General features: G+C 49.0%; 14 protein-coding genes. 6 read left to right on the forward strand and 8 right to left on the reverse strand.

Features of this window, described 5'->3' with window-relative positions:
- Window positions 1-11: 11 nt before the first annotated feature.
- Window positions 12-563, reverse strand: a complete 552-nt coding sequence (locus tag ACSZLD_RS04580; protein WP_377907983.1) for an NADPH-dependent FMN reductase — start codon at window positions 561-563, stop codon at window positions 12-14.
- A 176-nt stretch (window positions 564-739) separates the two neighbouring features.
- On the opposite strand from ACSZLD_RS04580, the gene ACSZLD_RS04585 reads away from it, so the two are divergent.
- Window positions 740-2,116, forward strand: coding sequence for an MFS transporter (locus ACSZLD_RS04585; RefSeq protein WP_444684377.1), 1,377 nt, complete (start codon window positions 740-742; stop codon window positions 2,114-2,116).
- A 64-nt stretch (window positions 2,117-2,180) separates the two neighbouring features.
- On the opposite strand, the gene ACSZLD_RS04590 is transcribed toward ACSZLD_RS04585, so the two are convergent.
- Both ACSZLD_RS04590 and fabI read right to left on the reverse strand, forming a co-directional pair.
- Window positions 2,181-2,498, reverse strand: coding sequence for a hypothetical protein (locus ACSZLD_RS04590; protein WP_377907981.1), 318 nt, complete (start codon window positions 2,496-2,498; stop codon window positions 2,181-2,183).
- A gap of 885 nt (window positions 2,499-3,383) precedes the next feature.
- Window positions 3,384-4,160, reverse strand: coding sequence for an enoyl-ACP reductase FabI (gene fabI / locus ACSZLD_RS04595; protein WP_444684378.1), 777 nt, complete (start codon window positions 4,158-4,160; stop codon window positions 3,384-3,386).
- A gap of 120 nt (window positions 4,161-4,280) precedes the next feature.
- Between fabI and prpE the strand changes: the two genes are divergently transcribed.
- Window positions 4,281-5,015, forward strand: a complete 735-nt coding sequence (gene prpE / locus ACSZLD_RS04600; protein WP_444684379.1) for a bis(5'-nucleosyl)-tetraphosphatase PrpE — start codon at window positions 4,281-4,283, stop codon at window positions 5,013-5,015.
- Here prpE and ACSZLD_RS04605 read toward each other — a convergent pair.
- From ACSZLD_RS04605 to ACSZLD_RS04620, 4 genes are read right to left on the reverse strand one after another with little or no spacing between them, the layout of a single operon-like run.
- A complete protein-coding gene (locus ACSZLD_RS04605; protein ID WP_444684380.1) occupies window positions 5,008-5,880 on the reverse strand; it encodes an RluA family pseudouridine synthase in 873 nt (290 codons plus the stop codon). The two genes, prpE and ACSZLD_RS04605, sit on opposite strands and share 8 nt — an antisense overlap.
- Window positions 5,880-6,668 (reverse strand): NAD kinase, encoded by a 789-nt coding sequence (locus tag ACSZLD_RS04610; RefSeq protein WP_377907977.1) that lies wholly within the window; start codon window positions 6,666-6,668, stop codon window positions 5,880-5,882. The genes ACSZLD_RS04605 and ACSZLD_RS04610 overlap by 1 nt, the downstream gene beginning before the upstream one ends.
- A gap of 16 nt (window positions 6,669-6,684) precedes the next feature.
- Entirely contained in the window at window positions 6,685-7,323 is a 639-nt protein-coding gene (gene yjbM / locus ACSZLD_RS04615; protein ID WP_377907976.1) for a GTP diphosphokinase, read from the reverse strand.
- Between the two features lie 5 nt (window positions 7,324-7,328).
- Window positions 7,329-7,706: a UPF0738 family protein gene (locus ACSZLD_RS04620; RefSeq protein WP_377907975.1), complete on the reverse strand. Its 378-nt coding sequence runs from the start codon at window positions 7,704-7,706 to the stop codon at window positions 7,329-7,331.
- Between the two features lie 162 nt (window positions 7,707-7,868).
- Between ACSZLD_RS04620 and ACSZLD_RS04625 the strand changes: the two genes are divergently transcribed.
- From ACSZLD_RS04625 to ACSZLD_RS04640, 4 genes are all read left to right on the forward strand, one after another.
- Entirely contained in the window at window positions 7,869-8,444 is a 576-nt protein-coding gene (locus tag ACSZLD_RS04625; protein ID WP_444684381.1) for a CYTH domain-containing protein, read from the forward strand.
- Window positions 8,445-8,467: 23 nt separating this feature from the next.
- A complete protein-coding gene (locus tag ACSZLD_RS04630; RefSeq protein WP_444684382.1) occupies window positions 8,468-9,082 on the forward strand; it encodes a lytic transglycosylase domain-containing protein in 615 nt (204 codons plus the stop codon).
- Between the two features lie 201 nt (window positions 9,083-9,283).
- Window positions 9,284-9,685, forward strand: a complete 402-nt coding sequence (locus ACSZLD_RS04635) for a globin domain-containing protein (RefSeq protein ID WP_377907972.1) — start codon at window positions 9,284-9,286, stop codon at window positions 9,683-9,685.
- Window positions 9,682-10,614 (forward strand): ClpXP adapter SpxH family protein, encoded by a 933-nt coding sequence (locus tag ACSZLD_RS04640; RefSeq protein ID WP_377907971.1) that lies wholly within the window; start codon window positions 9,682-9,684, stop codon window positions 10,612-10,614. Before ACSZLD_RS04635 ends, ACSZLD_RS04640 begins: the two co-directional genes overlap by 4 nt.
- A 153-nt stretch (window positions 10,615-10,767) precedes the next feature.
- Here ACSZLD_RS04640 and pepF read toward each other — a convergent pair whose 3' ends face one another.
- On the reverse strand, window positions 10,768-12,576 hold the full coding sequence (gene pepF, locus ACSZLD_RS04645) for an oligoendopeptidase F (RefSeq protein WP_444684383.1): 1,809 nt from the start codon (window positions 12,574-12,576) through the stop codon (window positions 10,768-10,770).
- Window positions 12,577-12,623: the final 47 nt, after the last annotated feature.

Genomic DNA, 12,623 nt, shown 5'->3' on the forward strand with positions numbered 1-12,623 from the left:
CAACCCTCTTCTTATTTCTGAAAGGTGTCCATCCAGTTGTCGAAGGCCTTCATCGCCTTTTCGAGAAATTCATTCGTTTTTTCGTCGTCCACCTTTCCACCGCTCAGCTTATTTGGAACACCGCCGATGTAAAGCTGCGGCTGCTGCATTGGATATGCGTTACAGGCTGCAAGCGTCTGGCGCAGATGTGCCTGGGCAAAGGCTGTTCCCTGCTGTGTTGGTGATGCTCCAGCAATCAGGACCGGCTTCTGGTCCAATGCGTTTTCAACTGTCATGCTGCCGGCCCAATCGAGTACATTTTTCAACACACCAGGCATGCTGGCTGAATACTCAGGCGTCACAATCCAGATACCGTCTGCCTGCTTCAACTGATCCTTAAATGATTGTACCGGGTCCGGCACTCCCTCCGATTCGATATCCGCATTGTACAGCGGTATCTCCTCAATTGATAGGACCGATACGTCAAAGTGAGACGGCGCTCGCTCCACCATGGTTTCCAGTACTTGCTTGTTGAATGACTCTTTACGCAGACTACCGCAGAACGCGGCGATTTTCTTTGTCATAATCGACACTCCCTCATTTGATTGATTGACAGGTTCATCCTTCAGACGTAAGATATGAACGTAATTGTTTTTGGTCTCGAAATAATAACCTTGCTCGAATTTCTATACCCTCTTTATACAAACCTTACGCATTAATTACACAGCATTCCTGGAAAAGAGCTGTTGGAGGAACCACTATGACTGATCAAACCCCTGCAGAGCTGACGCGCAGCCAGAAAAACCGGCTCGTTGTCATGCTCTGTGTCATTTTAACATTCACCGTTATGAATGGAACGATGTTTAACGTCGCGATCCCTGATATTGCCGAAGATTTCCAGCTGCTCCCCTCTCAGGTGACCTGGGTCATGACCGGGTACATTCTGGTCTTTGCAGTTGGCGCACTGATGTACGGAAAGCTTGCGGATATGTTTCCAATTAAACGAATTTTAACAATCGGTATTATTTTATTTGCTGCCGGTGCTACACTCGGTTTATTTTCTCAGAACTATGCCATGCTGCTTGCCGCTCGAATCATTCAGGCAACTGGCGGTGCTACGATTCCCGCCCTCGCGTTTATTATCCCTGCTCGATTTATGCCGAAGGAACGCGGCCGCGTTTTTGGAACCGTGTCCGCTACGGTAGCATTTGCTTCCGGTCTTGGACCAATCACCGGAGGCTTGATTGGCGGAGCTTTTGACTGGCGCTATTTATTCATCTTGTCCATTCTTTCGCTTTTGACGCTGCCTTTTTTAAGAAAGTGGATCCCGGATGAAGAAACTCGTTCGGGCCGTATTGATTTCATCGGTGCACTGCTGATTGCGTCAGCTGTAGCGGGACTTCTCTTTTTTATTACGGCTTTCAGCCTGACAGGGCTCGCCTTTTTTGCCTTGGCAATGTTGTTATTTATTCTGCACATTAGGAGGCATCCTGCTCCTTTTATTGATCCGTCGATGCTGAAGGATAAGTATTACACGACGGCCGTAATGACAAGTTTTCTAGGTACGAGCGTAATGTTCGGCATGATTTTTATCGTTCCGATTATGGCAAGAGCTGTTTACGGGCTTTCGACAATCGAGATTGGTCTTCTGCTTTTCCCTGGCGCTCTCGGGGCAGCTGTCATTGGTCAGCGGGGCGGAAGGCTTGTTGAGTCAAGAGGAAGTTTTCCAGTCTTGCAGCTTGCCTTCCTGCTGGCTGTTGCAGGCAGCCTGCTGATTTCGATCTTTATCGGTATTCCGCCGTTTCTGCTGGCGCTATGTATTCTTGTTCAGTATGTCGCATTTCCGCTTATTCAAAGCTCCACTGCGAATTTGTTAACAGAGCTTGTACCGAAAGAAAAGACCGGTGTCGGGATCGGGATGTTCAACTTGATGAACTTTCTTTCAGGGGCTGTCTCCAGTGCTATATTCGGGGCGTTTCTCGATTTACAGGAAACCTCTTTGCAGCTGAACCCTATTGCAATATATGATGGGCTGGCACTTTACTCCAATTTGTTTTTAGCAATCAGTCTTACAGCAGTCGGTGCCCTGCTGTTGTTCACGAGGCAGTTTCGTAAACGAAAGCGACCCGCTCTATAGAAAGAGGATTCAGCGTGCATCATGGATGCCACCTGAATCCTCTTCGCACTTATATAACCAGCTGTCAGACAGACGCATCGAATGTCGTACCTTTACGAAGCAGCTCTGCCTCGTGCCGTTTGGCAGCTTCCAATTTCCGTTCTTTAATCGACCGCTCCGCTGTCGCGGAAGGCGTGCGATTGCCGGCACCGGCACGCAGTTTGTGCGCGGCAATTCGTTCATACCTTTGAAAATAGCTGCCATACGGATTGCGATGTTCCATTACGTCTTGAAATGCGACTCGCGGGATGCCGTCCACCGTCAGCTGCTGCGGCTTCTGGAGAACCTGTCTTGCTGCGTAATTCATCGGCTGTTCATCCCGTACAAGTGGAATATAACCCATGATATCACCCCTTCTCCTTACTTACGTATTCCCAGCATTCTCTAAAAAGAAACCTATGTGCACGTCAAAAAACCGCCCTGATGTATACTCAGAGCGGTGAGACTGTAGACAAAGTCAATTAGCTTATATGTTGATTCATTTGGTGGTATTTCCCTTCCGCTTACCGAGCCTGCCGTGGACTTGCCTTCAGCTATTTTTCAGCGTGATCCCTTTTTGCAGGGAGAATGACGCGGGAGGATAGCGCGGCTTCACTCGTACACAAGCTTCTAACAAGAAGCCTTCAAGAGCCGGTCCGGCTCCGCTCGCGCTTGTCATGCCGTTCAAGTTCGAACGGCGATGAGGCTTCACTCGGACTCAGGCTTCTCACGAGAAGCTTTCAAAAGCCAGTCAGGCTCCGCTCGTGCGTTGATGCCGTTCGCAGAACTGAACGGCACGGCATCTTCAGACTGCTAGTTGCGTCTCCGTCGGACACATCTGGGAAACGGCTATGCTTCTTAGAGAACAACGTCACGACAGGCTAACGCGACTGCTTATCATGCGTTTATCGTGAATTCGATGACGTAGTGGCATCTCTATGCAACATCGAAACGTTTCATCGGGAAGGTTCTATCCGTATAGAACTAGATCTTGCAGTCATTACCAGGCACGTGAAACATGCTATCAGCTGCCGGCATCGGAGGGCCTCAACTCCAGGAGGATCAGAACGAGGTGAAGATCCAGCGCTTCCGACGGAAGAAGGGAAAGCCGAGCCCGCTCCCTCCGGAGAGCGAGCGTCTGCAGATACAGGCAGATGCAACGTTATTCACCTAAAAACACTTTATCGACACCCTGACCGCCCTGATCTATAATCAGAGCGGTTCTATTTGCTTAACGATCTGTCTGCTGTTACGTTAGTCCGATCGTGTGGTAACCTCCGTCGACGTGCAGCATTTCTCCTGTAATTCCGGAGGCCAGCCCGCTCATTAGAAACAGAGCTGTACTGCCCACTTCCTCTTGGGATACCGTGCGCTTAAGAGGGGCATGGTCTTCCATCTCCTTTAGTACTTCGTTAAAGCCGCCGATTCCTTTCGCAGAGAGTGTACGGATTGGTCCTGCCGAGATTGCATTGACACGAACGCCGTCCTTGCCCAGATCGTGAGCCAGGTATTTTACACTCGCATCCAGACTCGCTTTTGCTACACCCATGACGTTGTAGTTTTTCACGTAGCGCTCTCCACCGAGATACGTCAGCGTTACGATACTTGCATCCTCGGCCAAAAATGGTCTCGCGGCTTTTACAGCAGCCGTGAGGGAATATGCGCTGATATTCTGCGCCAGAAGAAAGCCGTCCCGCGTCGTGTTTAAATATTCGCCTTCCAGTTCTTCTTTGTTGGCAAACGCCACACAGTGCGCGATCCCATGAATCGCACCTGATTTTTCCCCGATTTGATGGAATGCTTTTTCTAAATCTTTATCGCTGGTCACGTCGCATGGCAGGACATAGTGGTCCCCCTCAAGCGTATCCGCCAACCCTTGAACTGTTTTCTCAAATCGTTCTCCGACGTATGTAAATACGAGAGATGCTCCAGCCTGATCCAATGCCCGTGCGATTCCCCAAGCAATGCTTCGTTTATTCGCCACGCCCATTACGACGTAGGTTCTATTTGAAAGATCGATTTGCATGATGATGGTTCCTCCCTCATTTGTACAACTGTTAGTATCTGGTCCTAATTTTAGCGTACTGCTTTCCTCCCGTCAATTCTTTCATGCTATAATTACAGCTGGAAAGGAGCTGACGGTTCAATGTACGATCTAATAGGTGACATTCATGGCTGCCGGCTGGAAATGCATCAGCTGATTCGACGGCTTGGCTACAGCTTATATAATGGAAAGGCAGTCCATCCGGACGGGCGGCGGCTCGTTTTCATTGGAGATCTGACGGACCGCGGCCCTGATTCAACAGGTGTTATTGAAGACGTTGCTGCATTCGTGTCACAAGGACACGTATATGTTCCAGGCAACCACTGTGACAAGCTGTACCGCTGGTTTTTAGGTCGAAACGTGAAAGTGCTGCACGGGTTGGAAACGACTACTGCCGAGGTTGCTGCGCTTTCAAAAGCGCAGCAGAAAGCCATCCGCGCTGCTTTTATGAAGCTTTACGAAGAAGCACCGCTTTATGAGGTGCTGGACCAAGGAGGTCTTGTCGCGGCTCACGCCGGCATTCGCTATGATGATATCGGTCTGAATAATAAGCGGATTAAATCATTCGTGCTTTACGGAGACACTACGGGAAAAGTGGATGCAGATGGCAAGCCCGAACGCCGGGACTGGGCAACCATTTATCCTCAAGGCAAAGCCTGGATCGTATACGGTCATACGCCTGTGGAGGCTCCTCGCTTCGTGGGACACACGGTTAATATTGATACCGGCTGTGTTTTTGGAGGCAGGCTCACCGCTTTTCGCTATCCGGAAATCGAGACGGTTTCCGTCGCTTCTTCTATGCCGCGTGTTGACGAAAAGTTCCGCACGTTCAAATGAGCTTTCTTTTCGCTTCGAAGGTGAGCATCTGATTCGTGTAAGGATGAGGAAACGCAATCATTCTGGCCTGCAGCGCGTGAACTGGCCTTCTGTCTGCTGAAGCGTAGAGCGACTCACCGGACAGTGGAAATCCGAGCCAGGCGAGATGCACGCGAATTTGATGCGTACGGCCGGTTTCCAGCTGCACAGCTAAACGGCTTTCGAAAGGCGACCGTGACAGGCAGGTCACGTGCGTCACAGCACATTTTCCGGAAGAAGAAACCTCCTGTTCAACGATGCTTCCAGCTCTCCGCCCAATCGGCGCAAAAACAGATACGGATTCCCATGAAAAGCTGCCACGCACGACCGCTTCATACATGCGGTGAATGCTTCCGCTCTGTTGAGCAGCGGTCAAGATACTGTGCGCGTAGCGGTGCTTCGCGATCAACACCAGACCCGTCGTATCTCGGTCCAGTCTTGTCACAATATGAACTGTCCCCGGCCAGCCGCTTTCCTGGTAATATGCCAGCACAGCCCCTGCAAGTGACGGTTTCTGTCTGTCGGACATTGGGAGCACTGCAAGACCTGCTGGTTTCTCAATTAAAAGTACATGCTCATCTTCATAAATGACTTCAAGAGGTGCCTTTACCGGCACAATGTTGGAGCTTGCTTCCTCCGGCGGAAATGTTACCTCGACTAAATCCGCTTCTGCGATCCTCGCGCGAACATCCACTGCTTTACTGTTAACACGCAGCCCTCCCCCCTCATATTTCACTTCAGCCAGCAGTTTTCTTGACACTTGCTTTTCGACACGAAGAAAATCGCGCAGCGTCATCCCTGCCTGCGACCGGGATACACGCCACGCGATGTGAATGGTATGGACCATTAAATAAACGACTCCTTCACTCTTTTCCAAAATGGGAATGGCCGGAAGCGCGCAAACCGGACTTTTTCATCCGCTACGCGAACTTGGATTGATTTCACTTTTTTCTGGACAAGCGTTAAATGGTCAACGGTCACTTGAAAATCAACGTCATTTTTAGGCTTAAGCAGACAGGTGTGATGCTCTGGCAGGACAACCGGTGAACCGATCGTCCGGTAAACGCGATTGTTAATTGATGCCATCTCGGAAAGCTGGATTGATGCAAGGGATGGATGAAGAATCGCTCCACCGAGTGCTTTGTTATACGCGGTGCTTCCAGAAGGCGTCGACATGCACAGCCCGTCGCCGCGAAAGGTTTCGAAATGATCCCCTTTGATCTCAATATCCATAACGAGCGAGCCCTCCATACTTTTCACCGTACATTCATTTAAAGCCAGATAGCGTTCATTTTCCAGATCGTTCGTATGTCGGATTAACACTTCCAGCAGCGGATACTCCACAATTTTAAACGGCGTTTTCGCAATATGAATGACGAGCTTCTCGATTTCATCGGGCTGCCAGTCCGCATAGAAGCCAAGATGACCGGTATGTACCCCTACAAAGCTCGTAGAATCGAGCCGGTGGGCATACTGGTGGAAGGCTTCCAGCAGTGTGCCGTCCCCGCCGATCGATATCACAATTTCCGGCTCGTCCTCATGGTAAACGAGTCCGAATTCCTCCAAATACGTTTTCACTTGCTGCGTTAGCACGTTGGATGAATGATCGCCGCGTGAGCGAACGTTAAAATTCATAGCGTACCGCCTTTCCCTATGGTTTCCGGCGTGAGGCTTCCTGCTGCTTCGTCATAATCTTTTGTGCTTCTTGTACCTCACCGCGGATTTTCGACATTTCTTCATCTAGCTGGAAGGCGGCTTCTGCTGCTTTTACGAGCCGCTGTTCAATCTCGTCCGGTATTTTTCCGGAATATTTATACTGCAGGGAATGTTCAATGGTAGCCCAGAAGTTCATGGCAAGCGTGCGGATCTGCAGTTCTACCAATGTATTCTTTTCGCCGCCCTCAATCGTCTGCACCGGATATTTTAATATCATGTGATACGAACGATAGCCGCTCCGCTTTTTGTTTTTAATGTAATCGCGCTGCTCCACAATGGAAAAGTCCGTTCGTGCTTTAATCAGTTCCACAATCGTATCGATATCGCCGACAAACTGGCACATGATGCGCACGCCCCCGAGATCCTGCATATCCTCTTCCAGTCGATTTAACGGGATGTTTTTACGTTTCGCTTTTTCCAGAATGCTGGATACCGGTTTAACGCGCCCGGTTACAAATTCAATTGGCGTATGTTTAGATGTCAGCTGATACTGATCCCGGATACCTTTCAGCTTGATCTTTAACTCCTCGACCGCCTGTTTATAGGGCGTGAGCAGCACATCCCAATCCATCATTGCGATCAGTCCTCCCCGCTGTTCAGCTCAAAGATTTCGTCTGCTTTATCGACGAATTCCTTCCCGTAGTTCTGATTGCCTTTAATATTGTCCAGCAGAAAATCAAGCTCTTCCCAGAAGGCCGTCAGTTCAACAGGTTTCAGCACTGTCTGCACGAACATAGGCTTTGCGGAGGCCCGGTATGTATGCAGCTGCTGCCAGGCCGATTCTTCAAAGCGCAGATGGATAAATTCATCTCCGTGAGCGAGCAAATAAACAAATGCAGCTCCGTCTGAATCTACAAGCATGCGTCCTTCCGGCTCCAGTCCCTGAAACGGAAGCGTCACATCTCCTTTTGCTAACAAGTTTGCTTCTTCTTCGTGAATGGTCTTTACAATAATCATGCGTCCGCTCCTTCTGCCAATGCTTTTCCGCTTTCCATATTATCTGTTATTCCCTTATTTGTAAACGAAGAAACGGTCTGCTGCATCGTCCTTTGGCTCATTGCCACAGCTCTTTCTCTATGGAACAATAGAGAAAACAGATGCATATAAAGGAGACATACAATGCCTCAGGAAATGGAAATTGAATTTAAACAGCTGCTGACGAACAGCCTTTTTGAAAAGATGATCCGTCACTATGAAATGCCCACGCCATTTCGTCAGGAAAATCATTATTTCGAGACTGAGGACATGGCATTGCGGGAGAAAGGAGCCGCTCTGCGAGTGCGAGTAAAAGACAACAGCCTGGAGTTTACGCTGAAGCAGCCTTCCGGAGAAGGATTGCTTGAAACCAATCAGTCTATAACATATGACGCGTTTGAAGCATTCAAGGCTGACGGACGGCTTCCAAAAGGTGAAACCGCTGATCAGCTCAGGTCGTTTCTCGGATATGAACCCTCGCTCAACTGGCTCGGAAGTTTAGTAACAGAGCGAATGGAAAAAAAGCTGCCCGAGGGACTCCTTGTTTTCGATAAATCCACCTATGCCGGGGTAACTGATTACGAGCTGGAATTCGAATCAGCCAGCTACGAGGAAGGTAAAGTTTTTTTCGAAAATCTTCTGTCAGAATGGAAACTTTCCTGGAATACACCCGATAATAAAATAAGAAGGTTTTACCGGGCCGCCTACGAGCAGTCCTAAAGTGAAAAGGAGATGACTGCACGATGTTCCTGCCGCCAATTATGAACGATATATTTTCCCGCCGTATTTTCCCGCCAAATGAATCAACTGCTGCTTCCGGACAATTTCAATCGATGCTGGAGCAAGAGATGTTTAAATCTTTTGAAGAGCTGGCACGCGAGCGCTCAGGGGCTATGCAGCAGCTTGCTGCCGCCGCTCCCGTCATTCCGGTTCAGCAGGCACCTTCATCAACACCCCGTTCCCAGGACAGCTCTATCAACACGCTCATTCAGCAGGCTGCTGATAAACATGGAGTCAATCCGGCGCTGATCCATGCGGTAATAAAGCACGAGTCCAATTACAAAACGGATGCTGTAAGCCACACAGGCGCCCGCGGTTTGATGCAGCTGATGCCGGCAACCGCCCGCTCTCTTGGAGTAGCTGACAGCTTTGATCCAGAGCAAAATATCGAGGGAGGCACACGCTATCTGCGTGACATGCTCCGCCGCTATGACGGCAATGAGTCCCTCGCGCTTGCTGCTTATAACGCAGGGCCCGGCAACGTGGATAAATACGGTGGCATTCCGCCGTTTCGAGAAACACAGGCTTACGTACCAAAAGTGATGGCCAGCTACCGATCAGGCAGCAGCTACGCATAATAGAGACCAGCATTTCTGTCCGCTTCGGCAGAAGATGCTGGTTTTTTACGCCTTATTGCTTGCACCGCTGTCGATAGGACGTTAACATAAGCAGTCGGGGCAGCGCTTCTTTCCGCAATTGTCATAAATAGTTCACATTTGTTGCTGGAATTCGGAAGCCCTGCTACAATAACGATACGTTCGATAAAGAGGGTTTTTACCATGAATCAAGCTAACAGTGCCTTTGAGGCAATCGGCGAAGAACGCCTTCACCGCCTTATCGATATATTTTATGGTCATGTTGCTGAGCATCCGGATTTGAAAGATATTTTTCCGGATGACCTCACAGAAACACGCCGGAAGCAAAAGCAGTTTCTGACACAGTTTTTTGGCGGTCCCGCTCTTTATACAGAAGAGCATGGACATCCGATGCTGAGAGCCAGACACATGCCATTTGTCATCACACCTGAGCGTGCAGATGCTTGGCTTTCCTGCATGGGACAGGCGCTGGTTGAAGCTGACGTCGAAGAGCCTCTGCGCTCTTATCTATTTGAACGGCTCCAGCAGACCGCCCGCCATATGGTGAACACAGTGGATGCTTCATCCAGGGGGGATCATTCATGACAACAAAGAACCGGACTTACGTATGTGAGGAAGAATCGGGACAATGCTGCCCACAGGAGCTTTCCTCCATTTATGAAAACGGCAGTGCAGCTGCCGACATGGAAGTGTATGTATTTATCGATCCGCTCTGCCCGGAATGCTGGGCGCTTGAGCCGGCTATAAAAAAGCTGAAAATGGAATACGGCAGGTATTTAAAGCTTAATCTGGTGCTTGCCAATAATCTGGAGCCGCTTCACTCGTCCTGCGGGTCCAAGCACCGGTCTCTCATGAAAGAAATGGCGCAGGCTTATAATGAAACAGGCTGCCGCACCGGCATGCCGTGTGACGGAGACGTGTGGTATGAGAATCCCGCACCTGCTCCATATGATGCTATGGCTGCCATTAAGGCTGCCGGCCTGCAGGGAAAAGTAATTGGTGCCAAGTATTTAAGGAGAGTCCGTGAAGCATTGTTTCTTCATAAAGAAAACATCGCTGATCAGCAAGTACTCATTAATTGCGCGATGCGTGTTTCCGGAATGGACGTAGACGAATTTGTTCGTGACCTTCATTCCGACACGACCAAGAAAGCACTCGACAATGACCGGAAGACGGCGGAAGAAATGGATATCCGTTCTACTCCTACGATCGTCTTTTTTAATGAAGATGTCGATGAGCCCGGCCTGAAGGTTGAAGGTGCGTACCGGTACGAAATTTATGAAGAACTGCTCCGGGAAATGTCCGCACAGAAACTTGAGAAATGCCCGCCGATTCCGCTTGAAGAATTTGTATCCTTTTACTCGCTGGTTGCGACTAAAGAAATTGCGGTTGTCTATGATATGAAACTGGAAGAAGCACACCGCGAAATGAAAAAACTGCAGCTGCAGCAAATAGTAGAAGAAATTCCAACAAAACACGGATCCATCTGGCGTTCATTGGCGTCATCAACGTGACGGATTCAACTGTTTGAAAAAGAGAGCGGTTCCTGCGCGAGGAACCGCTCTCTTCTTCATTGCATGCCTGTATTCTTCTCCATATTTTTGAGACGGAGCGGCCGCCCTGCATAGTCTCAAGGCGGCTGGGGTGTCCGTATAACTAGCCACTCATTAAAGCGACTTCAGTTGCTCTTCAAATTCATCGAGAACTGATTCAAATACGTTCAGTGCCTGCTGGATCGGTTCTGCGGAGGTCATATCTACTCCAGCATGCTTCAGCACCTCGATCGGATAATCTGAATTACCAGCTTTCAGGAAATCGGTAAATCGCTTCACTGCAGGCTCTCCTTCATCGAGAATCTGCTGAGCGAGTGCTGTTGCAGCACTATACCCGGTCGCATACTGATAGACGTAGAAATTCATGTAGAAATGAGGAATACGCTGCCATTCAAATGCGATATCTTCATCAATCACGAGCTCATCGCCGAAATACTTTATGTTCAAGTCATAATACAACGTGTTTAAAAGATCTGCTGTAAGCGGCGTCCCTGCTTCTGCTTTTTCGTGAATCAGCTGTTCAAATTCTGCAAACATCGTCTGACGGAATACGGTTGCTCGGAACCCTTCTAAAAAGTTATTCAACAAGTAAAGCCTGCGACGAGTATCCGTTTCTCGATCAAGCAAATATCGATTCAGCAGTGCTTCATTCGTTGTAGAAGCAACCTCTGCAACGAAAATCGAATAATTAGCATACGGATAAGGCTGGTGCTCCCTCGTATAGTAGCTGTGCACAGAATGACCAAATTCGTGTGCGAGAGTAAACAAGTTGTTAATGTCGTTTTGCCAGTTCATGAGAATATATGGCTTTGTGCCAAACGTGCCTGAGGAATAAGCACCGCTCCGCTTGCCTTTATTCTCTTCCACATCGACCCAGCGATTTGAAAGTCCATCTTTTACTATTTCCTGATACTCCTCACCCATTGCTCCAAGTCCGTTAACCATCAGCTCTTTGGCTTCGTCATAGGAAACAGAGAAATCAACATCCTGAATCATTGGCGTATAAAGGTCGTACATATGCATTTCTTCAAGCTCCAGCACTTTCTTTCTGACTGCTACATAACGGTGTAGCAGCGGAAGGTTTTTATTGATCGTATCTACAAGCTGATCATATACGACTTCCGGAATGTGGTTCGCTGACAGAGCAGCCTGTCTTGCACTCTCATAGTTTCGCACATCGGCGGAAAGCAGGTGCTTCTTTACTTCTCCGCTGAGCGTACTGGCAAATGTATGATGAAACTTTTTATAGGTGCTGTACATCGCCTGAAACGCATCCCGTCTCACTCTGCGGTCCTGGCTCTGCAGCATTCCGACAAAACGCCCCTGCGTTACTTCAACCATGTTGCCATCCTCGTCTTCTACCTCTGGAAAACGCAGATCCGCATTGTTCAGCATGCTGAACGTATTGGAAGATGCACCAGATACATCACTGAACCGTGCCATCAATGCTTCTTCCTTCTCAGAAAGAACGTGCGGCCGCTTTTTGTTAAGCCGCTCCAACGCGTGTTCATAAAGCTGCAGTTCCGGCTCTTCCTGCAGGAACTGCTTCAGTTTTTCCTCTGGCATTGCGAGAATCTCAGGCGTCACATACGAAGACTGCTGTCCAAACTGCACGAGCAGCTGACGTGCTTTTTCATTCAGTCCCTGATAATGCGCATTCGTCGTGTCTTCATCGTAGCGCATCCGCGCATATACAAAGAGCTTTCCCAGTCTAATGGAAAGCGTATCCTCTGTCTGCAGTGCCTCGTACAGCAAGCTGCCGGATTCGGCGAGTTTTCCTTGATAAGAGGCTACTTGAGGCAGCTCCTGCTTCAACTGCTCAAACTCTGCTTCCCATTCGTCATCACTTGCAAAAATGTCTTCCAGATCCCACGTGCGTTCTTTCGGTATTTCACTGCGTACCGGCAATTCCGTTTTACTCATGAATATGTACCCTCCAATTATCAATCTGTGTACTTCTTCCATCGTAA

This window comes from Alkalicoccus luteus (assembly GCF_052061695.1).
In the GTDB taxonomy this organism is placed as follows: domain Bacteria; phylum Bacillota; class Bacilli; order Bacillales; family Salisediminibacteriaceae; genus Alkalicoccus; species Alkalicoccus luteus.